Origin of the sequence: Actinomadura sp. NPDC049753 (assembly GCF_040674655.1) — a bacterium.
GTDB lineage: Bacteria > Actinomycetota > Actinomycetes > Streptosporangiales > Streptosporangiaceae > Spirillospora > Spirillospora verrucosospora.
Genome location: NZ_JBFARL010000137.1, coordinates 1 through 22,669 on the forward strand (window position 1 = coordinate 1; position 22,669 = coordinate 22,669).

Consider the following 22,669-nt stretch of genomic DNA (forward strand, 5'->3'; position numbering starts at 1 on the left):
GCCCGGGCGGCATCTACTCCCGGCTGGAGGAGGCGGGCTACCGGATCACGTTCGAGGAGACGGTGACGTGCCGGCTGCCCCGCCCGGACGAGCAGGAGGTCCTGGAGATCAAGCCCGACCAGCCCGTCCTGACGCTGTGGCGCCGCGCCCACGACCAGCGCGACCGGGTCGTCGAGGCCACCCACCGGGTGGTGGTCGGCGACCGGCACGAGCTCGTCTACCGCTACGGGGCGGGCGTGTGAGCGGCGAGGAGCGGCCCGCCGTGCGCCAGGTCGCGTCGCGGGTCGTCTACGAGAACGCCTGGATGGTCGTCCGGGAGGACGAGGTCGAGCGGCTGGACGGCTCGCGCGGCATCTACGGGGTGGTCGACAAGCCCGACTTCGTGCTGGTCATCCCGGTGGAGGGGGACGGGTTCCACCTCGTCGAGGAGTACCGGTACCCGATCGGCAGGCGCACGTGGAGCTTCCCGCAGGGCTCGGCCCCCGGCCGGCGCGAGGCCGACCCGGAGGAGCTGGCCCGGCGGGAGCTCGCCGAGGAGACCGGGCTGCGCGCCGGGACGCTGCGGCGCCTCGGGTACCTGAACTGCTCGCACGGGACGAGCGGTCAGGGCTTCACCGTCTTCGTCGCGTCCGACCTGGAGGCCGGGGAGGCCGACCGGGAGCCGGAGGAGCAGGACATGCGGCAGAAGTGGGTGACGCGGGAGGAGTTCAAGGCGCTCGTCCGGGACGGCCGCATCACCGACGACTCGACCCTCGCCGCGTACGCCCTGCTCACCATGGATTCGACCGGGTAGCGGGGTCCGGGGGGATCACCACCCGGATGCGGCAGCCGCTCGGGGTGTCCATGACGGTGATGTCGCCGCCGTGCAGTTCGGTGGCCCAGTTCGCGATGGCGAGGCCGAGCCCGGTGCCGCCGCCGGGCGTGCCGGCGGCGGAGGCGGAGCCGCGGGAGAAGCGCTCGAACACGCGGGCGCGCTCCTCGGGCGGGATGCCGGGCCCCTCGTCGGCCACCTCGACGACCAGTCCGCCGGGCGGGTTAGCGGGACGGGCCGTGACCGTGACGGGGCGGCCGTCGGGGCTGTGCCGGGCGGCGTTGTCGAGGAGGTTGGCGACGACCTGGTGGAGGCGGTCGCGGTCGGCGGCGGCGTGCAGGCCGGGCGTGACGTCCGGCTCGAACACGGCCTCGGGGCGGCCCGCCCGCGCCTCCGCGACGACGTCGGCGACGAACGCGGCGATGTCGATGTCGGTCACGTCGAGCGCCGCCGCGCCCGCCTCGACCCGCGACAGGTCAAGCAGCTGGGTGACGAGGCGGCCGAGCCGCTCGGTCTGGTCGAGGGCCGTCTCCAGGACGTCCGGCGTCGCGGGGGTGACGCCGTCGGCGACGTTCTCCAGCACGGCCCGCAGCGCGCTGATGGGGGTGCGCAGCTCGTGGGAGACGTTCGCGACGAACTCGCGGCGCTGCCGGTCGACCTCGGCGAGGTCGGCGGCCATCCGGTTGAACGCCTGCGCCAGCTCCCCGACCTCGTCGCGGGAGGTGGCGCGCACCCGGCGGCTGTAGTCGCCGCGCGCCATCGCCCGCGCCGCCGCGGTCATCTCGCGCAGCGGCGCGGTCATGCCGTGGGCGAGCAGCTGGGTGACGACCAGCGAGAGGAGCACGCCGACCGGCATCGTCTGCCGGGCGCGGAATCCGAAGGGGTACCCCCACAGCACGATCAGGACGGCGACGCACGCGGTCACGACGACCACGACGCCGAACTTCACCTTGATCGACTGGAGCGGGTCCAGCGGCCGGGGCAGCCGCGCCCACAGCCGGCGGGCGAACCGGGCGCCCTCGGCGGTCACGGCGCGGCCTCCAGGCTGTAGCCGACGCCGTGCACGGTGCGGATCAACTCCTGGCCCAGCTTGCGCCGCAGCGCCTTGACGTGGCTGTCGACGACCCGGGTGCCGGAGGCGTCCGCCCAGTCCCACACCTGCTCCAGCAGGACGGCGCGGGTGAGCACCGCGCCGCGGTTGCGCAGCAGGCAGGCGAGCAGGTCGAACTCGGTCGGGGTGAGGTGCACCTCGCGCCCGTCGCGCCGCACCCGGCGGGCCCGCTGGTCGACCTCCAGCTCTCCGACGCGCACCGGGCCGTCCCCGGTGTCCATCGAAGGTCGCTCGACGCGGCGCAGCACGGCGCGGATGCGCGCCACCAGCTCGCGCATGCTGAACGGCTTGGTCACGTAGTCGTCGGCGCCGACGCCGAGGCCGACGAGCAGGTCGGTCTCGTCGTCGCGCGCCGTCAGCATCAGCACGGGCACGGGACGTTCCGCCTGGACCCGGCGGCAGACCTCGAGGCCGTCGAATCCGGGCAGCATCACGTCCAGCACGATGAGGTGCGGCTCGTACGCGCGGGCGCGTTCGACGGCCGACGGCCCGTCCCCGGCCGTCTCGACGCCGAACCCTTCGGCCGCCAGCCGGTCGGCCACCGCCCGCGCGATCGTCGGCTCGTCCTCCACGACGAGGACGCGCGTGTCGTGTGCACTCACGCCACCCGACTCTAGAAGGCCGGTTTGCGGAGGCAAGGTGTGATTTGTGCGGGAGCTGTGAAGATCTTCGGGTTACCAGGTGTGCACGGGCTCGTTGTCGCGCAGGTGCTCGACGTAGGCGCGGGTCATCATGCGCAGGGCGTCGTGGCGGCCGACGCCGTGCTCCTCCTCCAGGGTCCGCACGGTGTCGATCTGCCAGGCGGCCCCGGTCTGGCCGGTGACGCAGCGGCGCTCGATGATGCCGAGGAGGCGGTCGCGGCGGGCGGGGTCGACGCCCCAGCGGTCGAGGCCCTCGTGGGCGAGGGGCAGCAGCTTGCGCAGGACGAGCTCGGCGGCGGGCACCTCGCCCATGCCGGGCCAGTAGAGGGTCGATTCGAGGCCGTCGCGGGCGGCGCGGTGCAGGTTCTCCTCGGCGGTGGCGAAGGACATGCGGGACCAGACGGGACGGTCCTCCTCGGCCAGCATCCGGACGACGCCGTAGTAGAAGGCGCCGTTGGCGACGACGTCGGCGACGGACGGCCCGGCCGGCAGGACGCGGTTCTCCACGCGCAGGTGGGGGCGGCCCTTCACGACGGCGTAGATGGGACGGTTCCAGCGGTAGATCGTTCCGTTGTGGAGGGTGAGCTCGCCGAGTTCGGGGATGCCGCCCTGGTCGAGCACCTCGCGGGGGTCCTCCTCGTCGCACAGCGGCAGCAGGGACGGGAAGTACCGGGTGTTCTCCTCGAAGAGGTCGAACACGGAGGTGATCCAGCGTTCGCCGAACCACACGCGGGGCCGGACGCCCTGGCTCTTCAGCTCGTCGGGGCGGGTGTCGGTGGCCTGCTCGAACAGGGTGATGCGGGTCTCGTGCCAGAGCCGGTGCCCGAACAGGAACGGCGAGTTGGCGCCCATCGCGACCTGGGCGCCCGCGATGGCCTGGGCCGCGTTCCAATAGGCGCCGAACTCGTCGGGGCTGACCTGGAGGTGGAACTGGACGCTGGTGCAGGCGGCCTCGGGGATGATCGTGTCGGTGTGCATGCGCAGCGGCTCGGGGCCGTCGATGGCGATGCGCATCTCCTCCCCGCGGGCGGCGAAGATCTGGTCGTTCAGCATCTTGTAGCGCGCGTTGGCCGACAGGGTCTCCTCGCCGATGTCGGTGCGCCGCAGGGTCGGCAGGATGCCGATCATCAGGAGCCGGCCGCCGACCTCGCGGGCCCGGTCGTCGGCGTGCGCGAGATGGTCGCGGACCTCCGTCTCCAGGGCTCCCGTGCCCTCGCCGCCGAGTTCGCGGGGCGGGATGTTGATCTCCAGGTTGAACTGGCCCAGCTCGGTCGCCCACGCCGGGTCGGCGATCGCCTTGAGCACGTCCGCGTTGCGCATCAGCGGGTCGCCGAGCGAGTCGATCAGGTTGAGCTCGATCTCCAGGCCTATGTGCGGGCGCTCGAAGTCGAACTGGGATTCGCCCAGCATCCGGGCCAGTACGTCGAGGCACCTGCGCACCTTGTCGCGATACCGCCGCCGGTCCTCGCCGCTGATGGCGACCGAAGCCACGTCCCTGCCCATGTGTCCGTCCCTGTACTCCGGAGGGAATCGTCATAAAACGGGATGTCCCAGTAAGCGAAGGTGAAAACACGGCGCGCAGTTTCGGGCTCCCCGTTTCGTGACCGGCCGGTAGCGTGTGTCGTCCTGCCGGGAAGCCGGTACGTCGGTCGTGGAGGACCCATGCGCATGCGCCCCCGGTCCATCCGGGCCAGGGACACGCTCGTCGCCGCCGTGATCGCCGCACTGGTGCTCGGCGTCACCGCGATCGGCGTGGACGTCGCCGTGCGCAGCGCCGTCAAGGCGGATCTGCTGCGCCGGACGCAGGTGGACGCCCGGCGCGTCAGCGGCGGCGTGCGCGACGGGACGCTGGAGGGCGCGATCCGCGACGACTCCCGCGGCCGCGTGCTGATCCAGGTCGTCGAGCCCGGCGGCCGGGTGACGAACGCCACACCCGCCGCAACGGACAGGCCACCGGTGAGCAGACTCTGGCCGCCGAGCAACATGCGGGTGCAGGACTTCACCGAGTGCCGCGGACGGTGGCCGGACCGCGAATGCTTCGTGGCCGAGGCCATCCGCGTGAGCACGGCGCCCGACTCCGTCGTCGTGTACGCGGCCGCACGGCAGCCGTCCTACCTCGTGGACGGCCTGCTGGAGGGGATGCTCTGCTCGGGCGTGCTGCTGCTGGCCGCGGTCGCCGCGGGGATCACCTGGCGCGTCGTCGGGCGCACGCTCGGCCCCGTCGAGGCGATCCGCGCGCAGCTCGCGGAGATCAGCGCCACCGACCTCAGCCGCCGGGTGCCGCAGCCGCCGGGCCAGGACGAGATCGCCCAGCTCGCCCGCACCGCCAACGAGACGCTGGACCGGCTGGAGCGGGCCGTCGCGCGGCAGCGGCAGTTCGCCTCCGACGCCTCGCACGAGCTGCGCACCCCGATCGCCGGGCTCCGGGCCAACCTGGAGGACGCCTCCATGCACCCGGAGGACAACGACCTGCGGGGCGTCATCGCGTCGGCGCTGCGCGACACCGACCGGCTGGAGTCGATCGTCGCCGACCTGCTCCTGCTCGCCCGCATCGGCACCGGCGGGATCGCGGCGCAGGAGCCGATCGACCTGGCCGCGCTCGCCGGCGCCGAGGTCGGCCGCCGCTCGTCCGAGCTGAAGATCGTCGCTGAGCTGGCCCCCGGCGTCGTGGTGCGCGGGGTGCGGATGCAGCTCGTCCGGCTGCTGGGCAACCTTCTCGACAACGCCGAGCGCTACGCCGGGTCGCGGGTGACGGTGGAGGTGGGCAGGCGGGACGGGCGGGCGCTGCTCGTCGTCACCGACGACGGCATCGGCATCGCGCCCGCCGACAGGGAGCGCGTGTTCGAGCGCTTCACCCGCCTGGACACCGCGCGCAGCCGCGGGGCGGGCGGCGCCGGGCTCGGCCTCGCGATCGCCCGCGAGATCGCCCGGGCGCACGGCGGGACGCTGCGGATCGAGGACCACCCGTCCGGCGCCCGGTTCGCTCTGCGCCTGCCCCTGGAATAGCGAAAGGGCCGCCCGGAGGGGCGGCCCTTTCGGCAGTGGCGGGAGCGCTCAGGCGCGGACGGCCTGGATCTCCAGCTGGATGTCGACCTTGTCGCCGAGCAGGGCCTTGTCGCCCTTCAGCGGCACGTTGAACTCGATGCCCCAGTCCTTGCGGTTGATCGTGGTGGCGGCGGAGAACCCGGCGCGGGTGCCGCCCCACGGGTCCTCGCCGACGCCGTTGTACTCGACCGTGAGGGTGATCGGGCGGGTGACGTCCTTGATCGTCAGCTCGCCGTCCAGGAGGTACTCGCCGTCCTGCGCGCGGACGCCCTTGGTCGCGAAGGTCATGACCGGGTGGTTGTCCACGTCCAGGACGTCCGAGGTCCGCACGTGGGCGTCCCGGTCGGCGTTGCGGGTGTCGATCGAGGCGACCTTGATCTCCGCCGTGGCGGTGGACTCCGACAGCTCCTCGGCGATCTGCACGGACCCGGTGAAGTCGGTGAACGTTCCGCGCACCTTGGTCATCAGGTGCCGGATCACGAAGGTGACCTCCGAGTGGGCGGGGTCGATGTTCCAGGTTCCGACGGTCAGCTCGGGGGCGACGGCGGCGATGCTCATGGGATCTCCTCAAATGCTTGAAACTTCAACGAACACGTCGAAGGTTAGTTGAGGGTTCAAACAGATGTCAATCCCCGCTTGTTCCCGGCCGCGCCGCACCGGCCGGCGAAGGCCGCGGAGCACGGACCGCGATTCCTTCCGCACACCGTGCAACCTCCCCGGGGCCTCGCGCGTAGAGAGCGGGCACAGAGGCGTGCCGGAGCCCCTCTCCGGCGGGATCACTTGGAGTTTTTCGTGAGCGACGAACCACCGCGCGCCGCCGGGCGGACGGCCCGGACGGCGGCACCGGCCCTGCTGGTGACCGCCCTGCTCGTGACCGGCTGCGGGGGCGGCCACAAGGGGGCGGCCGCCGGCGCGTCCCCCGCCGGCGGCCTGGAGAAGCTGCCCGAGGCCACCACGTACACGACGCTGGACGACCTGCCGCTGGACGAGGCCCCGTCCGGCAGGAGCGACGGGACCGTGGTGCACCCGAACGACGCCGTCCCCGTGTCGGCGAAGCCGGGCGCGCCCGCCGTGGCGGAGCTGCCGAGCACCCAGCTCAAGGGCCCCACCTGGGTGCCCGTCCTGGAGAGCCGCCCGGGCTGGCGGCGGGTGCTGCTGCCGAGCCGCCCGAACGGCGTGACCGGCTGGATCCCCGACTCCGGCCTCAAGGCCGCGCGCAGCTCCAGCGCCGTCAAGGTGGACCTCGGCGACAGGAAGCTGACCCTGTTCCGGGGCGGCCGCCAGGTCGGCGCCTGGCCCGTGGCGGTCGGCGCGCCGAAGACGCCGACGCCCACCGGACGGACGTTCATGCTCGCCTCGCTCGCACCCGAGAAGCCCACCTACAGCCCGCTGATCCTGCCCGTCGGGGCGCACTCGGCCACCCTCGACACCTTCGGCGGCGGCCCCGGGACGGTCGCGTTCCACGGCTGGCCGACGAAGTCGGTGTTCGGCAAGGCCGTCACGCACGGCTGCGTGCGGGTGCCCGCCGACGCGCTGAAGCAGCTCGCCCAGGTCCCGCTCGGCACCCCCGTCCAGATCACGGACTGACGATCCCGCGATCCACCCGGCCGCACGGCCGGGCGGCCCGAACCCCACCCCATCCCCACGAACACGAACCCCCTGAGGAGAGAACCGTGCGTTTGCAGGCACTCACCAAGTGCGCGGCCGTCGCCGGCGCGCTGGCCCTGCCGTTCGCCCTGTCCGCCGCCCCCGCCTCCGCCACCCCCGGCGGCGCCGGCTCGGCGGTCGCCATCTCCGCCACCGGCTCCGTCGTCGTCCCGCCGACGTCCTCGGTGGCGTCCTCGGCGCAGCGGCCCACCAGCAAGAGCGTCGCGGAGCTGCCCGCCAACCCGCTCGTCCAGGCGCGGCTGCTGAACGGCTCCGCCTGGGCCGGGCACGGCCGCGCGTCCGTCGCCGACCTGCGGGTCGCCAAGCTCGGCCTGTCCGCGCACGCCGTCTCCGCCAAGTGCGAGAACGGCAACGGCGTCTCCCACGTGGTGGGCGCGACGCTCGGCACCCGGGCGCTGAAGCTCGGCGCGACGCCCAACACCACCGTCACCACCGACCTGAAGGGCCTCGGCAACGTCACGGTCACGCTGAACAAGCAGGTCCGCGGGCACGACGGGAACCTCACGGTCACCGCGATCGAGGTGTCGGCGACCCTGGCGGGCAAGACGCAGACGATCAGCATCGCGTCCGCCAGCTGCGGCAAGAGCCGGCCGGGCCAGCCGGGGCAGCCGAGCCAGCCCGGTCAGCCGTCCCAGCCGTCGCAGCCGGGCCAGCCCTCGTCGCCTTCGGCTCCGCCCGGAGAGGCCCCCGCCCCGACCCCGGTCCCCGGCGACCTCCCCGTGACCGGCTGAGCCGAGCCGGCATGAGGCCAGGGTCCGCGCACCGGGTGCGCGGACCCCGGCCTTTCGCGTGCGGGCCCTCAGCCGGCGGGACGCCGGAAGGTCACGCGGTAGTCCTTCGGGCGCCGCCCGGTGTGCTTGGCGAAGAGGGCCGCGAAGGTCCCGGGGTCGCGGTACCCGACCGCGGCGGCGACGGCGGCGACCGTCCGGTCCGTGGTCTCCAGGAGGTGGCGAGCGCGCCGGACGCGGGCCGACTGGAGGTACTCCAGCGGGCTCTGCCCCGTCTCGTGCGCGAAGCGCCGCAGCAGCGTCCGGGTGCTGACGTTGAACGCGTCCGCCAGCGCGGCGAGGTCGTACCGTGCGGCGAGGCTCTGGTCGAGGTGCCGCATGACCCGGCGGGAGAACTCGTGTCCGGGCCGCGGGAGGAGCCGGGCGTCGACGTAGGGGGTCTGGGACGAGCGCGCGTCGTCCACGAGCGCCATCCGCGCGGTCGCCCGCGCCACGCCGGCGCCGCTGTGCCGGCGCACCAGTTCCAGGGCGAAGTCGTACATGGCGCTGAACGCCGCCGTGGTCGTCACGCCCGCGTCGGTGACGACCAGGAGGTCGGGCCGGACGTCGGCGCCGGGGCAGCGCCGGGCCAGCTCGTCCGCGAACAGCCACGCCGTCGTGGCCCGGCGCCGGTCGAGCAGCCCCGCCGCGGCGAGCAGGAACGCGCCGACGCAGATCGAGACCACCGCGCCTCCCGCGGCGGAGTGCGAGCGGACGGCCGCGATCTCCGGGGCCAGCCCGGCGAGCTTCGCGTCCACCTCGAGGCCCGGATGGAGCTCGAACCCCGGCACGACGAGGACGTCGACCTCGCGGAGCGGGGAGGCGGCCAGCGCCACGCCTCCCGAGGCGACGACGCGGCGGCGCGGCGACACCACCGCCACCTCGTAACCGGCGCGATCCGGACCGGCGACGTGCCCGGCCATCGTCAGCAGATCGGGCACGCCGAACACCTCGGACGCGAAGCAGCCCGGATAGGCCAGCACCCCCACCCGCAACGCGCCCACGCCCGCCTCCCGCCGTCGCCCGCGATGGCGAGATTACCCCTGCACATGGCGATCCGGCCTCTCCCGGCGAGGCCTGCCGTCCGGCCACGCTGTCCCCATGAACACCGAGGAACCGGCGAGCGCTGAAAACACCCCCGGCTCTGCCAAGAGCACGGGCGATGACGGCGGCACGGGCGTTGACCAAGCGGCCGGTGTCGGCCAGGGCACCGGTACAGAGGTCAGCGAGCGCCTTGACGATCCGATCGCGGACTTCTCCCGCCGGCACGTGGACGTGGACGGCGTCGTGAAGACCGTCTACGTCGCGGGCACCGGACCGGCCGTCGTGCTGATGCCTGAGATGCCCGGCATCAGTCCGGACGTTCTGCGGCTGGCGCGGTGGGTGCGGGACGCGGGCTTCACCGTCCACGTGCCGTCGCTCTTCGGCCGCGACGGCGCCTACCCCACGGTCGAGGACGGCGAGCGGGTCGTCCGCCGGGCCTGCGTGAGCGCCGAGTTCCGGGCGTTCGCCGGGGGCGGCACCAGCCCCGTCACGGCCTGGCTGCGCGGGCTGGCCCGCCTGGCCCACGCCGGATGCGGCGGGCCGGGCGTCGGGGCGATCGGGCTCTGCTTCACCGGGAACTTCGCCCTGACCATGGCGCTCGAACCGGCCGTCATAGCGCCGGTCGTCAACCACCCGTCGCTGCCGCTGGACGATCCCGCCGGCCTGGAGCTCGGTGACGACGACGCCCGCGCGATCAAGGAGCGCGTCGCGCGCGACGGCCTGACCGTCCTCGCCTACCGCTTCGATGACGACCGGTGGTGCACCGGCCGGCGGTTCGCCGCCTACCAGGCCCTGCTCGGGGACGCCTTCGACGGCCGCGTGCTCCCGGGCGGCGCCGCGAACACCGACCCGCCGCCGTTCTTCCGCGACGTGGTCGCGACCCCCCACAGCGTCGTCACCGCGCACCTCGTGGACGAGGACGGGCATCCCACGCTCCGGGCCAGGGACGAGATCCTCGCCTACCTGACCGAGCGACTGAAGCCCCGGAGCGCCTGAGCCCTAGGGGCCTGTCTCGAAGTGGCCTCGGCCGCAGGCGCGAACGCGTGACCTGGCCGGTGGAGCGAAGTGGGCCGGGACTGTGAAACACAGCCCTAGGACGCGGCGGCCTCGGGGCGGGCGCCGCGGAGCGGGTGCGCGCTGCCTTCCAGCAGGACCTTCGCCACGAGGGCGGGGTCGTCGGCCATGGGGACGTGGCCGCAGCCCTCCAGCCAGACGAAGCGGGCGTCGGGGAGGCGGCGCTGAGCGCGGATGGCCTGGCTGCGCAGGAGCAGGCGGTCCTTCGTGCCCCAGGCGATGGTCACGGGGACGTCGGCGCAGGAGCCGAGGAACCGGGTGGTGCGGCCCGCGCGGAGGGTGGGCTCGAAGCCCGGGGCGTCGCGCATGGCGCGGGCGTCCCCCGCGAGGGTCTCGACGTCCATCAGGTCGGGACGGCCGTAGATCATGCCGAACATGAGCGTGCGGCGGCGCGGGGAGCGGGCCAGCCGGGTGAGGAACGTCTCGGGGACGCGGGCGCCGAGCCGCGACGCGCGCAGCACCGACATGCCGTAGCGGAACTCCAGGTTGTTGAAGAAGCCGGCCGGGGACAGCGCGGTCGCCGAGCTGGCGAGGCCGCGGTCGGCGGCTTCGAGGGCGAACAGGCCGCCGAGGGAGTTGCCCGCCATGTGCGGGCGGTCCAGGCCGAGGGCGGCGAAGGCGTCCGCGAGCGCGGACACGGCCGTGTCCAGCGTGTAGGGGGCGCCGTCGGGCAGCGGCGGGGAGTCGCCGAAGCCGGGCAGGTCGACCGCGAAGACCTCGCGTTCGGCGGCGAGCAGGTCCATGACGGGGGCCCACCCCTGGCGGCGGTGGCCGATGCCGTGCAGCAGGACGAGGGGCGGCCCCTCGCCGCGGCGCTCGAATGCGATGTTCACCCGCGCGTTGTCCACGGGCGAAGAGTAGGCCGGAAGTTACTCAGCGGTCACTAGTGACGCTCGTCACTGCGCACTCCGCGGGACGGCGGTGCTCCAGCGCGGCGCGCAGCTGCGCGCGGCCCCGGTGGATGCGGGATCGGACGGTGCCGAGCTTGACGTTCAGCGACGCGGCGATCTCCTCGTACGACAGGCCCTCGATGTCGCACAGGACGACGGCGGCGCGGTACTCCGGCGCGAGGCCGTCCAGCGCCTTCTGGATGTCGTGGTCGAGGTGCCGCTCGTCGTAGGCCTGCGCGGGGCCCGGCTCGCGGCCCTGCAGGCGCTCGGCGGCGTCGTCGCCGAGGGAGTCGAACCGGATGCGCTGCTTGCGGCGGGCGCGGTCGAGGAACAGGTTCGTCGTGATCCGGTGCAGCCAGCCCTCGAACGTGCCGGGACTGTAGGAGGACAGGGAGCGGAAGACCCGGATGAAGACGTCCTGGGTGAGGTCCTCGGCGTCGTGGCGGTTGCCCGTCAGCCGGTATGCCAGCCGGAACACCCGGGTCGAGTGCTCGCTGACGATCTCCTCCCACGTCGGCGGGGTCCACGCCATCGCACCTGCGCTCACCACTACCCCCGTCTGATATTCAATCGTTACGACCAAGCATGCCGGTACCCAGATAAGAGCCGTGTAAGAACCTTGAGCGTGGCCGGATCAGGCGCGTGAGATGTGACTCATCTCATTGGACTGAATGTCGACAAGGATTGAGTCGGCGCCGGTCCGCATGGAGGATCGGGGGCAGTCCCCCACCCCGAAACGCGAGGACGTGGCATGGCGCGAAGCTACAACCTGGCCGACCTGCTCGAGATCCTGGCCGCGGCGGGGCCGGACCGCCCCGCCCTGGTGGCGGGCGCGGAGCGGCGGACGTACCGGCAGCTCAGCGAGCGGGCGAGCCGCGTCGGGCACCATCTCGCCGAGGCCGGGGTGCGGCCGGGCGAGCACGTGGCGATCCTCGCCTACAACCGGGCCGAGTGGATCGAGGCGATGCTCGGCGCGTTCAAGATCCGCGCCGTGCCGATCCCGGTGAACTTCCGCTACGTCGCCGCCGAGCTGCGCCACGTCCTCGCCGACTCCGACTCGGTGGCGCTCGTCGGGGAGCGTTCGCTGCTGGCGAGGGTGGAGGAGATCCGCGGCGAGCTGCCGGCGCTGCGGCACGTCGTCGTGCTGGAGGACGGCTCCGCGGCCGAGATCCCCGGTGCGGTCGAGTACGAGAAGGCGCTCGCGGGCGCCGCCCCGGACGACGACTTCCCCGAGCGCTCCAGCGACGACCGCTACATCATGTACACGGGCGGGACGACGGGCTACCCGAAGGGCGTCGAGTGGCGCTGCGAGGACATCTTCTTCGGCGCGCTCGGCGGCGGGAACGTCCTCGGCGACCCCATCGGCAGCCCCGAGGAGCTGGCCGCCAACGCCGACCAGCCCGCCATGGCCGTGCTCGACTGCGCGCCCGTCATGCACGGCGCGGGCCAGTGGGTCGCGTTCATGGGGTTGTTCAGCGGGGCCAAGGTCGTCCTTTACACCGACCACGCGTTCGACGCCGACAAGGCCCTGAGGCTGCTCGCCGAGGAGCAGGCGAACGTGATGATGCTGGTCGGCGACGTCATGGCGCGCCCGGTCGCGAAGGCGCTCGCGTCCGGCGACCACGACACGTCCTCGCTGATGGCGATCGCGTCCGGCGGCGCGCCGCTGACCGAGGGGGCGAAGGCCGCCCTGCTGGAGCACCTGCCGAACATCATGTTCCTCGACAACTACGGCGCGTCGGAGACCGGCGCCTGCGGCCCGTCCGTCGGCGCCAAGGAGGGGACGGCCCGGTTCATGATGAAGCCCGGCATCACCGTCCTCGACGACGACCTGAACGTCGTGCGGCCCGGTGAGATCGGCAGGCTGGCCCGGAGCGGCCACATCCCGCTCGGCTACTACAACGACCCCGCGAAGACGGCGTCGACGTTCTTCACCGCCGCGGACGGGACGCGCTGGTCGGTCCCCGGCGACTTCGCGAGCCTGGAGGAGGACGGGACGATCACGCTGCTCGGCCGCGGCTCCCTGGTGATCAACACGGGCGGCGAGAAGGTGTACCCGGAGGAGGTCGAGGTCGCGCTCAAGGACCACCCCGCCGTGGAGGACGCGGTCGTCGTGGGCCTGCCGGACGAGCGCTTCGGGCAGCGTGTCGCCGCCGTCGTCGCCCCGCGTCCCGGCGCGACGGTGACCCTTGAGGATCTGACCGAGTATTGCCGCGAACGCCTCGCGGGTTACAAACTTCCGCGGCAGATGACCCTGGTCGACGAGGTACAGCGAACCGCCGTCGGGAAGTCCGATTACAAGTGGGCCAAGAGCGTGCTCGCGTAGAGCCTTGGTAAAGTCACCGTGCGTGGGTTATACCACGCCCGGCCACATTTTCCTCGGCGGACGCCAGTCAAGAATCAATTGATGCCGAGGGGGCGTGCCTTGGGCGCGTTCCGGCGAATAACCGCCCCATGAGTGGGGATCGGCTGATACCTCTCGCGCGCCGGTATCGCCTGCTCTCTGTCGTCGGCAGAGGCGGCATGGGCACCGTCTGGCGGGCGTACGACGAGATGCTCGACCGGGACGTCGCGGTCAAGGAGGTCCACCTCCCCCCGCGCATCACCGAGAGCGAGCGCAGGGTGATGTGCAGGCGCCTGTTCTCCGAGGCCCGCGCGACCGCCGCCCTGCGCCATCCGGGCGTGGTCGCCGTGCACGACCTCATCATCGAGGACGGCCGCCCCTGGATCGTCATGGAGTTCCTGGAGTCGTGCTCCCTGCACAGGCTGGTCACGGAGGACGGCCCGCTCGGCGTGCGCCGGACGGCGGAGATCGGCGCGGCCGTCCTGTCGGTGCTCCGCGCGTCGCACGCGGCGGGCATCCTGCACCGCGACGTGAAGCCCAGCAACGTCCTGCTGTGCGACGACGGAAGGGTCCTGCTCAGCGACTTCGGACTCGCCGTCCACACCGGCAAGGGCCCGCAGCCGGCCGACACCCTGCTCGCCGGGATCGAGGGCTCCCCCGCGTACCTCCCGCCGGAGCGGGTGAACGGCCTGCCGAGCGTGGAGGCGTCCGACCTGTGGTCGCTCGGCGCGACGCTCTACACGGCGGTCGAGGGCTTTTCGCCTTTCTTGCGCTGCCACGCACTCGCGTCGATGGTGGCGGTTCTCCTGGGCGACTATGCGCGCCCCGTTCGGGCCGGGCCGCTGGGGTCGGTCATCGAAGGGCTGCTGCGGCAGCGGCCGGAGGACAGATTGACGGCCGAGGCCACCGCGGAAATGCTGCAAAGGGTCATCGGAACGGTTCCGGAACCCGGTTTCACCCGCGCGCCGGTGCCGCATCCCCGCCGTTTCTCCGCGCACCGCACCGTTCTGGGGCGCCGGGTGCCGTGGGCGCTCAGCGGCGCCTGGGTGTCGCGGGACGCGCCGAGGGCGCCGGTGCCGCGCGGCCCCCGCGTCCCCTGGACGCTGCGCGGCGGAAGGCCGCCCGGCGACCCGTCCGGCAAGCCGCCGTGCGGTTCGCGGCAGGCGGGGTGGCGGGTCCCGGCGCTGCCGTCGCGGCGGCTGCGGCCCGGGACGGTCGTCAGCGTGGCGCTGCTCGCGGGGCTCGCGGCCGGGGCGGGGACCTGGACGGCCCGGTGGACGTCGATCGGCAAGAGCGACGCGGTCGCGCTGCGCCCGGCGGCGGGCGTGTCGGTGAAGACGGCGAAGTATCACGAGGCGGGCGCCTACTCGGTGCGGGTGCCCGCGGGCTGGCAGGCGGAGCGGCGCGGCAGCGTGATGACCTGGAAGGACGTCGGCACGGGACGGGGGCTGCGCATCGCCCCGGCCCCCGGCGACCCGCTGGCCGGGCTGCGCTCCGAGGAGCGCGGCGCCGTGGCGGGGCACCGCTATCCCGGCTACCAGCGGCTGCGGCTGGAACCGGTGCCCGAGGTCATCGACGGCGCCGCCGAATGGGAGTTCACCTGGCGGGACGGTGTGCACGACGCCGTCCGGCACGTGCTGTGCGGTCGCGCGGCCGGCTATGAGTTCTGCTTCCACGCGCCCGACCCGGAGTGGACGCCGGGCCAGCGCCTCTACGACAGGATCCTCAGTTCGTTCAGGCCGGAGGGCGGCGGCTGAGCCCCGGCCGGATCGCGGGGCCGGTCAGGTCGTCTGCTGGAGGCGCAGGAGGAACTCGGCGTTGGAGGACGTGCCCTTCATCTTCTCCAGGAGCTGCTCGACGGCCGACTGCTTGTCCAGGCCCTGGAGGGCGCGGCGCAGGCGCCAGGAGAGCGCGAGTTCCTCGGGGGACATGAGCAGCTCGTCGCGGCGCGTCCCGGACGCCTCGATGTCGACGGCGGGGAACACGCGGCGGTCGGCGAGGCCCCGGTCGAGCTTCAGTTCCATGTTGCCGGTGCCCTTGTACTCCTCGAAGAAGACGTCGTCCATGCGGGACCCCGTCTCCACCAGGGCGGTGGCGAGGATGGTGAGCGAGCCGCCGTTCTCGATGTTGCGGGCGGCGCCGAAGAACTTCTTCGGCGGGTAGATCGCGGTCGTCGCGACGCCGCCGGCGAGGATGCGGCTGCTGGAGGGCGCCGCGAGGTTGTAGGCGCGGCCGAGCCGGGTGATCGAGTCGAGCAGCATCACGACGTCGTGGCCCTGCTCGACGAGGCGCTTGGCCCGCTCCACGGCGAGCTCGGCGAGCGCGGTGTGGTCGCGCGCGGGGCGGTCGAAGGTCGAGTGGATCACCTCGCCGCGCACGGTCCGCTGCAGGTCGGTGACCTCCTCGGGCCGCTCGTCGATGAGCACGACCATGAGGTGCACCTCGGGGTTGTTCTCCGCGATGGCGTTCGCGAGGGCCTGCAGCACCATCGTCTTGCCGACCTTCGGCGGCGACACGACGAGCCCGCGCTGCCCCTTGCCGATCGGCGCGACCAGGTCGATGACGCGGGTCGCGAGGGGGCCGGTGTCCAGGCGCAGCCGCTCCTCGGGGAACAGCGGGGTCAGGGCGCCGAACTCGGGCCGGTTCGCCGCCTCCGCGGCGGGGAGGCCGTTCACCGTCTCGACGCGGACGAGGGAGGGGGAGTCGCCCCGGCCCTGCTTGGGCGCCTTGGCGAAACCGGCGACCACGTCGCCGGGACGCAGGTGGTGGGCCCTGACCTGGGCGAGGGAGACGTGCACGTCCTCCGGGCCGGCGAGGTAGCCGGACGTGCGGACGAACGCGTGCTTGTCCTGGAGGGACAGCAGGCCGTGGAACGGGACGGTCGGGCCGTCGTCGGCCGGGCGCCGCGGCTGCCGGCCGTCCTTGCGGGCGCTCTGCGCGGACACGGCGTGCGCGCCGCGTGCGGGGGCCTTGCGGCCTGCCGCGGGTTCTGATTCAAGAGTGGGGGCGGACATACAAGTCCCTTCTCAGGCGGGCGCGCGGCGGGCGGCGCCGCCCGGAGTCGAAGTCCGCGTACGGCGGCGGAACCCGCGGCGCGTACGCGAGAGGAATGCGAAGGATGCAGCTCGGTCCACCGGGCTGACGTCGGCTCCCTTGTGCGGTGGCCCCGCACGCCGTGTGCGCGCCGGACCGAAACTCACCGGGCGCTCAGATGGCCCGGGCGGGGAAGAGACGTCCTCGACGTGAGTCGTGAGAATCCAAGGACGTTGCCTCGACAGTACAGCAATCGAGGGCGTTTTCGCATTCCCCGGTTTCGGTGGCGGCTTTCACGCGGATGTCCCCCTGCGTCCGTCCGGTGCCGCTGCGTCCCCCGGCCGCGGCCCCGGTGCTCATGCTGACGATGGTTATGACTACCGGACGGGCCTCCGGGTTCCGACGGCCCCACGGCCCTCCCGCGGCGGGCGCCGGACGCCGGGCGAATACGATGAGCCGCGCTGCGCGGGCGAGGGAGGACGATGGGCGAGGGGCTGCGGTTCGAGGCGGCCGGGGGCGTCGGGACGATCACGATCGACCGGCCGGCCAAGCGGAACGCCATGTCGGCGGACATGTGGCGGGCGCTGCCCGGCGTCCTGGACGGCTTCGCCGCCGACCCGGACGTCCGGGTCGTGGTGCTGACGGGGGCGGGCGGGAACTTCTGCGCGGGCGCCGACATCGCCGAGCTGGACGACATCCACCGCGACGACGACTCGCACCTGTCGACGGTCGCCGAGCGGGCGCTGGCCGCGTTCGGCAAGCCGACGCTCGCCGCGATCGAGGGGTACTGCGTGGGCGGCGGCTGCCAGCTCGCGGCCGCCTGCGACCTGCGGTTCGCGGCGGAGGACGCCCGTTTCGGGATCACGCCGGCCCGGCTCGGCATCGTCTACCCGGCCGCCGCGACGGCGCGCCTGGTCGGGCTGGTGGGGCCGTCGGCGGCGAAGTACCTGCTCTACTCCGCCGACCTGGTCGGCGCCGCGCACGCGCTGCGCATCGGGCTGCTTGACGAGGTGGTGCCCGCGGGCGGCCTGCACGACCGCGTCGCGGCGTTCACCGAGACCCTCGCGTCCCGTTCCCTGCTCACCCAGCGGGCGACCAAGGACATCGTGGACGCCATCGTCGCCGCGGGCCCGGTCGAGGAGAAGGCGCGGCGGTGGCTCGCCGAGGTCGCCGCCAGCGGGGAGGTCGAGGAGGGCATCGCCGCGTTCCTCGAACGCCGCACGCCCGAGTTCCCCTGGAAGTCCCCTCTGCGGTGACGTCCGACCGCCGGCGGCGGGCCCGGGGCGGGTCAGGCGTTGAGCGCGGGCCAGGCGGACACGTCGCAGAACCGGCCTTCGGGGAGGCGGTGGAGGCGCCGGGCGGCGGCGTCGGGGTCGTCGAGCAGGCCGGCGGCGTCGGGGCGGCGCAGCTCGGCGAGCGGCAGCACCCCGCACACCAGCGACTCCGGCGTCCGGGCCATGAGGAGCGGCCCGATCCGCGCGCCGCCCCGGTCGGCGTCGCGGAGCGCGCCCAGCAGGGCCCGCGCCGGGTCGGTGGAGTCCACGCGGTGCTCGCGCAGCGCCGCCACGAGATCGATGAAGTCGCGTTCCAGGCCGCGCGGGCTGCGTCCGGACAGGTAGTAGCGGTCCCCGTCGGTCAGCTCGACGAGCAGCCCGTGGTGCTCGGCGAACCGCGCGAACGGGCCGGACAGCGCCGGCCGCGCCTCGGCCGGCGCGACGGCGAGGGACCCCGTGACCAGATCGGCGGGCTCGGCGCCGAGGGACGCGGCGGCGGCCTGGTCGAGGCGCCGGGCGAGGTGCCCGCGCAGCACGGCCATCTCGTCGGCCAGCCGCTCCACGGCCGCGCGCTGCTCCTCGGCGGCCTCCCGCTGCTCCTTCAGCCGGCCGCTCACGTCCGGCACCAGCCGGTCGTTGATCTGGGCGACCAGCGACCTGATCCGGGCGTCGGCGTCGCGCAGCTGCGTGCGGATGTCGGCGATCTCGGGCGCGCCGGGCGTCCGCCCGCGCTCGAACGCCAGCCACAGCTCCCGCCCGGCGATCGCCAGGCACAGCAGAACGAGAATCACGGTCATCGCGCCCTCCCCGGGCCTGCTCGCGGGGCAGACTACGCCACCGCCGGGCCCGGCGGCGGGCGGCTCAGCGGTTGAGGTAGGCGAGGACGGCGAGTACGCGGCGGTTGTCGTCGCCGGTCACGGGCAGGTCGAGCTTGGCGAAGATGTTCGCGGTGTGCTTGGTCACCGCGCGCTCGGTGACGACGAGCCGCTCCGCGATCGCCGCGTTGGAGCGTCCCTGCGCCATCAGCTCCAGGACCTCGGTCTCGCGCGGGGTGAGGCGGCCGAGCGGGGTGTCGCGGGTCCCCCGGGCCACGAGCCGGGAGATCACCTCGGGGTCCATGGCGGTGCCGCCCGCGGCGACCCGGCGGACCGCGTCCACGAACTGCGCCGCGTCGAACACCCGGTCCTTGAGCAGGTAGCCGATCGCGCCGGTGCCGTCGGCGAGCAGCTCGCGGGCGTAGAGCTGCTCGACGTACTGCGACAGCACGAGGACGGGCAGTCCCGGGACCTGCCGCCGCGCCTCCAGCGCCGCCTGGAGGCCCTCGTCGGTGAAGGACGGGGGCAGGCGCACGTCGACCACCGCCACGTCCGGGCGGTGGTCGAGCAGTGCCTTCAGCAGGGACGGGCCGTTGTCGACGGCCGCCGCGATCTCGAAGTCGTGCGACTCCAGGAGGCTGACGAGGCCCTCCCTCAGGAGGGCGAGATCTTCGGCGAGGACAACGCGCACGGCAGCTCCATGGTCACGATCGTCGGGCCGCCCACGGGCGAGCTGAGGGCGAGGACGCCGTCGAATGTACCGATCCGCCGCTCGATCCCGCGCAGCCCGGAGCCGCCTTCCAGGGTCGCGCCGCCGCGGCCGTCGTCGGTGACGCTGATCCGCAGCATGCCGTTCTCGTGCCGCATGTCGATCCAGACGCGGGAGGCGCCGGAGTGCTTGGCCGCGTTGGTGAGGATCTCCGACACCGCGAAGTAGGCGGCGGACTCGACCGGCGGCTCGGGCCGCGCCGGCAGGTCGGCGGACACCTCGACGTCCAGCGGGTGGTCGAGCGCGAGGGCCCGGACCGCGTCGGCGACGCCGCGGTCGGCGAGCACCGGCGGGTGGATGCCGCGGACGAGGTCGCGCAGCTCGTGCAGTGCCTTCGCCGAGGACGCGCGGGTCTCGGCGAGCAGGATGCGGGCCTTCTCCGGGTCCTTGTCGAGCAGGTGCTCGATCGCGCCGAGGCTCATCCCCATCGCCACGAGCCGGGCCTGCGCGCCGTCGTGCAGGTCGCGCTCGATGCGGCGCAGCTCGGCGGCGGAGGCGTCCACCGCCTCCGACCGGGTCTCGGTGAGGTGCTGGACGCGCAGCGCCAGCTCCGACTTGCGCGTCGGGCCGAGGATGGCGCGGCCCCAGTGCCCGTAGGCGGTCAGCATCTTCGGGCCGATGGCGTACCCGAGGGCGATGCACGCGGTGGCGACGGCCACCGTGGACAGGACCCGGCCGGTGTCGCGGCCGTACCCCTCGGTGACGTGGATGTAGGTGTACCAGTCGCTGCCGCCGTAGTGCCCGATCATCTCGCCGGCGAAGGCGGCGAGCACGTACCCCCACACCCCGTACAGGATCAGCAGGCCGGGCAGCGCCGCGGTGAACACCGAGACGACCGGGTCGGTGAGGGTCCACAGGTAGTCACGCCAGGTGGCCGGGTCGCTGACCAGCGCGACGAACCGCTTGAACATGCCGTGGACTCCGGGCTCGCGCTCCGGCTCGGGCAGGTACGGCCGCGCGATCTGGACCTCGGTCCACCGGTTGATGCGGACCCGGTAGGCGTCGAGCCGCTCGCGGAGCAGCATCGCCGAGGACGGGAAGAGCAGCACCCCGACGAAGCTCGTGATCATCGAGACCACCGTGATGAACCACAGGCCGGCGAGCGTCGCGGGGATGCCGAGCAGCCAGAGGGCCAGCCCGCGCCAGGGCGCCCTCACATGCCGTTGCAGCCGTGTCTCTTCCACCAGTCCACCGTTCACCGGATCCTCCGCGGGTCGCTTGCCGTCTGGAGTCCAGTCTTCTGGCGGCGCCCTCGCAGCACAGTGTGCCCGCAACCCGAGCGTGGGGTGTACCTGGGTACACCCCGGAACAGGGACTGTCTCGCGGTCCGGGCCGGACGACCTTCTCGCGGGTCTCCGCTGAGGGTCAGAGCGCTACGAAGGTCAGGCCGCGCTTCTTCATCTTCGGGATGACGGTCTCCAGGGCCTTGAGGGTCTGGGAGCGGTCGCCGCCCCCGTCGTGGCACAGCATGATGTTGCCGGCCTTGCCCTTCATGAGGCTGCGGCGGATGCGGCCCACGCCGGGACGGGCCCAGTCGCGCGGGTCGACAGCCCAGTCGATCGGCAGCATGTCGTGCTCGGCCACCGTCTCCAGGATCGTCTTCGTCCACGCGCCGCCGGGGGAGCGGAAGAACTGGGGCACGACGCCGGTCACGTCGGCGATCCGGTCGTGCGCCTCCACGATCTCCTTGCGGACCCGCTTCTTCGACATGTTCGCGATGTAGATCGGGTGCGTCTCGGTGTGGTTGCAGATCTGGTGGCCGGCGTCGGCGATGCGGCGGGTGAGCTTGGAGAACTCCTTCACCTGCTCGCCGATGACGAAGAACGTCGCGTGGATCTGGTGCTCGGCCAGCAGGTCGAGCACGCGGGGCGTCCACAGGGGGCTCGGGCCGTCGTCGATGGTGAGGGCGATCGACTCGGCGGGCGGCGGGGGAGACAGCTGCGACAGCTCGCGGACGGGGGTCTCCAGCGCGGTGAGCTTCGCGGGCGTCCACGGCGCGGGCCGGGGGGTCGGGGTCGGGGTGGGCGTCGGAGTCGGATGGATGACCGGTCTCGCGCGGGGGGCGGGCACGGCCCACGCGGGCTCCCCCGACCCGTGCGGGGGACGCGCGCCGTCCGCGCCGAGCGCGGCGAGACCCGCGGCCGCCCCCATCAGCCAGAGTGCTTTGCGGCGGGATGTCCAACCTGCGTCCTCAACCTCCACAAGTCCCACGCTATCGGGGTTTTGGGCGGGTAGGAGGCCGCTATGGGATCACAATCGGCTCACCTGAGTGGTCCGATTTCGGGCCTGAGTGCTGCGCCGCAGGTCGGGCCACTGACGGCGTCGCGGGCGGTCGTCGTCCCGCCTGCACCCGGCCGGTTCCGAACGGAGGCCGCGACCCGTGCGCGGCGGGCGCGGACGGCGACGATCGTGTCGGCGGAGGTGTTACCGTCTTCAGTGCGAATCGGGGGCCGGACGTCCCCGCCCGGGAACGAGGCGGGACGGCCGAGCGATCCGCCCGGCGCAGCCGGCGTGCGGTGACAGTTACCAGGCAGTGCGCCGCGGGGGCCGATCTGTACTGGACGACGCCCACGCCGCTGACCCCGTCGCCGGGCCCGATCCGACGAAGACCGCGCGGCCCCGCGGTGTTCACCGGCCGCCCGTGAAGGCCTCGTCGGCCCGCCGCACCGCAACCCGGGGGCGGCGGCCGGGGTTGGTCCCCCATGTCCTCCGTCCCTCCGCCCGCGACGGGCGAACCCCCAGCGCCCGGCCCCCGGCGGCCCGCGCTCATGCTCGCGGTGCTGCTCGCCGGGCAGTTCATGGTCAACGTCGACACCGCGGTCGTGAACGTCGCGGGTCCGTCCATCAGGGAGGACCTGCGGCCCTCCGGCGGCGCCCTCGGCATGGTCGTCTCCGGGTACACGCTGGCGTACGCCGTCCTGCTGGTGACCGGCGCGCGGCTCGGGCAGGCGCGCGGCCACCGGCGGATGTTCCTGCTCGGGCTCGGCGCGTTCACGGCGGCCTCGCTCGCGTGCGGGCTGGCCCCCTCCACCGGCGCGCTCGTCGCCGCACGGCTGGCGCAGGGGGCGGCCGGGGCGCTGATGGTGCCGCAGGTCCTCTCGGGCATCCAGCTCCACTTCACCGGCCCGGCGCGGGCGCGGGCGCAGGGGCTGCTCGCGGTGGCGCTTTCCGGCGGCGCGGTCGCGGGCCAGGCCCTCGGCGGGGTACTGGTCGCGGCCGACGTGGGCGGTCTCGGCTGGCGCCCCGTCTTCCTGGTCAACGTGCCGGCCGGGGTGGCGCTGCTCGCGGCGGTCGAGCAGGAACAGCGTCCGGCTCCGCCCGCGGGCCCCCGCGCACGGGACGTGGAACGGGTCCGCGTCCGGCGCCAGCCCGAGCCCGATGGC

General features: G+C 73.5%; 21 protein-coding genes and 1 pseudogene. 10 read left to right on the forward strand and 12 right to left on the reverse strand.

The features are described 5' to 3' along the window. Nucleotides 1-242 (forward strand): UTRA domain-containing protein (locus AB0K37_RS28625; protein WP_363986222.1); only part of this gene is annotated, 242 nt, incomplete at its 5' end. Then, the gene (locus tag AB0K37_RS28630; RefSeq protein WP_363986223.1) at nt 239-793 is read left to right on the forward strand and encodes an NUDIX hydrolase; all 555 of its coding nucleotides are present in this window, start codon (nt 239-241) and stop codon (nt 791-793) included. The genes AB0K37_RS28625 and AB0K37_RS28630, both read left to right, overlap by 4 nt. Here the strand turns inward: AB0K37_RS28630 and AB0K37_RS28635 are convergent. From AB0K37_RS28635 to AB0K37_RS28645, 3 genes are all read right to left on the reverse strand, one after another. Further along, entirely contained in the window at nt 771-1,841 is a 1,071-nt protein-coding gene (locus AB0K37_RS28635) for a HAMP domain-containing sensor histidine kinase (RefSeq protein ID WP_363986225.1), read from the reverse strand. The genes AB0K37_RS28630 and AB0K37_RS28635 overlap by 23 nt on opposite strands. Then, nucleotides 1,838-2,524 (reverse strand): response regulator transcription factor, encoded by a 687-nt coding sequence (locus AB0K37_RS28640; RefSeq protein ID WP_363986227.1) that lies wholly within the window; start codon nt 2,522-2,524, stop codon nt 1,838-1,840. The genes AB0K37_RS28635 and AB0K37_RS28640 overlap by 4 nt, the downstream gene beginning before the upstream one ends. 72 nt (nt 2,525-2,596) lie before the next feature. Then, nucleotides 2,597-4,066: a glutamate--cysteine ligase gene (locus AB0K37_RS28645; protein WP_363986228.1), complete on the reverse strand. Its 1,470-nt coding sequence runs from the start codon at nt 4,064-4,066 to the stop codon at nt 2,597-2,599. 159 nt (nt 4,067-4,225) lie between these two features. Here AB0K37_RS28645 and AB0K37_RS28650 point away from each other — a divergent pair, with 159 nt between their 5' ends. After that, nucleotides 4,226-5,569, forward strand: coding sequence for an ATP-binding protein (locus AB0K37_RS28650; RefSeq protein WP_363986230.1), 1,344 nt, complete (start codon nt 4,226-4,228; stop codon nt 5,567-5,569). A gap of 48 nt (nt 5,570-5,617) precedes the next feature. Here the strand turns inward: AB0K37_RS28650 and AB0K37_RS28655 are convergent, their stop codons facing one another. Then, complete coding sequence (locus AB0K37_RS28655) at nt 5,618-6,166, reverse strand: YceI family protein (RefSeq protein ID WP_363986231.1); 549 nt, start codon at nt 6,164-6,166, stop codon at nt 5,618-5,620. A gap of 234 nt (nt 6,167-6,400) precedes the next feature. Between AB0K37_RS28655 and AB0K37_RS28660 the strand changes: the two genes are divergently transcribed. Then, the gene (locus AB0K37_RS28660; RefSeq protein WP_363986233.1) at nt 6,401-7,195 is read left to right on the forward strand and encodes a L,D-transpeptidase; all 795 of its coding nucleotides are present in this window, start codon (nt 6,401-6,403) and stop codon (nt 7,193-7,195) included. 86 nt (nt 7,196-7,281) lie between these two features. Then, nucleotides 7,282-8,007, forward strand: coding sequence for a hypothetical protein (locus AB0K37_RS28665; RefSeq protein WP_363986235.1), 726 nt, complete (start codon nt 7,282-7,284; stop codon nt 8,005-8,007). 68 nt (nt 8,008-8,075) lie between these two features. On the opposite strand, the gene AB0K37_RS28670 is transcribed toward AB0K37_RS28665, so the two are convergent. Beyond that, a complete protein-coding gene (locus AB0K37_RS28670) occupies nt 8,076-9,047 on the reverse strand; it encodes a helix-turn-helix domain-containing protein (protein WP_363986237.1) in 972 nt (323 codons plus the stop codon). A gap of 97 nt (nt 9,048-9,144) precedes the next feature. On the opposite strand from AB0K37_RS28670, the gene AB0K37_RS28675 reads away from it, so the two are divergent. After that, nucleotides 9,145-10,083, forward strand: a complete 939-nt coding sequence (locus tag AB0K37_RS28675; protein WP_363986239.1) for a dienelactone hydrolase family protein — start codon at nt 9,145-9,147, stop codon at nt 10,081-10,083. A 95-nt stretch (nt 10,084-10,178) separates the two neighbouring features. Here the strand turns inward: AB0K37_RS28675 and AB0K37_RS28680 are convergent, their stop codons facing one another. Together AB0K37_RS28680 and sigE are read right to left on the reverse strand one after the other, a co-directional pair. Further along, nucleotides 10,179-11,009 carry an alpha/beta fold hydrolase gene (locus AB0K37_RS28680; RefSeq protein ID WP_363986240.1) on the reverse strand — a complete coding sequence of 277 codons (831 nt, stop codon included), beginning with the start codon at nt 11,007-11,009 and terminating at the stop codon, nt 10,179-10,181. A 25-nt stretch (nt 11,010-11,034) separates the two neighbouring features. Next, complete coding sequence (gene sigE / locus AB0K37_RS28685; protein WP_363986254.1) at nt 11,035-11,583, reverse strand: RNA polymerase sigma factor SigE; 549 nt, start codon at nt 11,581-11,583, stop codon at nt 11,035-11,037. A 219-nt stretch (nt 11,584-11,802) separates the two neighbouring features. Between sigE and AB0K37_RS28690 the strand changes: the two genes are divergently transcribed. Together AB0K37_RS28690 and AB0K37_RS28695 are read left to right on the forward strand one after the other, a co-directional pair. Further along, complete coding sequence (locus AB0K37_RS28690) at nt 11,803-13,377, forward strand: acyl-CoA synthetase (RefSeq protein ID WP_363986242.1); 1,575 nt, start codon at nt 11,803-11,805, stop codon at nt 13,375-13,377. A gap of 128 nt (nt 13,378-13,505) precedes the next feature. Next, complete coding sequence (locus tag AB0K37_RS28695; protein WP_363986244.1) at nt 13,506-15,152, forward strand: serine/threonine-protein kinase; 1,647 nt, start codon at nt 13,506-13,508, stop codon at nt 15,150-15,152. Between the two features lie 24 nt (nt 15,153-15,176). On the opposite strand, the pseudogene rho reads toward AB0K37_RS28695, so the two are convergent. Further along, a pseudogene (rho, locus tag AB0K37_RS28700) lies at nt 15,177-16,292 on the reverse strand (transcription termination factor Rho); the annotation flags it as partial. 618 nt (nt 16,293-16,910) lie between these two features. Here rho and AB0K37_RS28705 point away from each other — a divergent pair. Then, entirely contained in the window at nt 16,911-17,684 is a 774-nt protein-coding gene (locus AB0K37_RS28705) for an enoyl-CoA hydratase-related protein (RefSeq protein WP_363986245.1), read from the forward strand. A 32-nt stretch (nt 17,685-17,716) separates the two neighbouring features. On the opposite strand, the gene AB0K37_RS28710 is transcribed toward AB0K37_RS28705, so the two are convergent. From AB0K37_RS28710 to AB0K37_RS28725, 4 genes are all read right to left on the reverse strand, one after another. Continuing rightward, complete coding sequence (locus AB0K37_RS28710; RefSeq protein WP_363986247.1) at nt 17,717-18,499, reverse strand: hypothetical protein; 783 nt, start codon at nt 18,497-18,499, stop codon at nt 17,717-17,719. Nucleotides 18,500-18,563: 64 nt separating this feature from the next. Then, on the reverse strand, nt 18,564-19,208 hold the full coding sequence (locus tag AB0K37_RS28715; RefSeq protein WP_179845488.1) for a response regulator transcription factor: 645 nt from the start codon (nt 19,206-19,208) through the stop codon (nt 18,564-18,566). Continuing rightward, entirely contained in the window at nt 19,172-20,485 is a 1,314-nt protein-coding gene (locus AB0K37_RS28720) for a histidine kinase (RefSeq protein WP_363986249.1), read from the reverse strand. Before AB0K37_RS28720 ends, AB0K37_RS28715 begins: the two co-directional genes overlap by 37 nt. Nucleotides 20,486-20,651: 166 nt before the next feature. Then, nucleotides 20,652-21,488: a polysaccharide deacetylase family protein gene (locus tag AB0K37_RS28725; RefSeq protein WP_363986251.1), complete on the reverse strand. Its 837-nt coding sequence runs from the start codon at nt 21,486-21,488 to the stop codon at nt 20,652-20,654. Nucleotides 21,489-21,988: 500 nt separating this feature from the next. Here AB0K37_RS28725 and AB0K37_RS28730 point away from each other — a divergent pair. After that, the coding region (locus AB0K37_RS28730; RefSeq protein WP_363986252.1) for an MFS transporter at nt 21,989-22,669 on the forward strand (681 nt) is incomplete at its 3' end.

Coding starts and splice junctions, on each gene's coding strand:
- AB0K37_RS28645 (WP_363986228.1), bottom strand. CDS start 4,066: ATGGGCAGGGACGTGGCTTCGGTCGCCATCAGCGGCGAGGACCGGCGG.
- AB0K37_RS28650 (WP_363986230.1), top strand. CDS start 4,226: ATGCGCATGCGCCCCCGGTCCATCCGGGCCAGGGACACGCTCGTCGCC.
- AB0K37_RS28655 (WP_363986231.1), bottom strand. CDS start 6,166: ATGAGCATCGCCGCCGTCGCCCCCGAGCTGACCGTCGGAACCTGGAAC.
- AB0K37_RS28675 (WP_363986239.1), top strand. CDS start 9,145: ATGAACACCGAGGAACCGGCGAGCGCTGAAAACACCCCCGGCTCTGCC.
- sigE (WP_363986254.1), bottom strand. CDS start 11,583: ATGGCGTGGACCCCGCCGACGTGGGAGGAGATCGTCAGCGAGCACTCG.
- AB0K37_RS28690 (WP_363986242.1), top strand. CDS start 11,803: ATGGCGCGAAGCTACAACCTGGCCGACCTGCTCGAGATCCTGGCCGCG.
- AB0K37_RS28695 (WP_363986244.1), top strand. CDS start 13,506: ATGAGTGGGGATCGGCTGATACCTCTCGCGCGCCGGTATCGCCTGCTC.
- AB0K37_RS28705 (WP_363986245.1), top strand. CDS start 16,911: ATGGGCGAGGGGCTGCGGTTCGAGGCGGCCGGGGGCGTCGGGACGATC.
- AB0K37_RS28710 (WP_363986247.1), bottom strand. CDS start 18,499: ATGACCGTGATTCTCGTTCTGCTGTGCCTGGCGATCGCCGGGCGGGAG.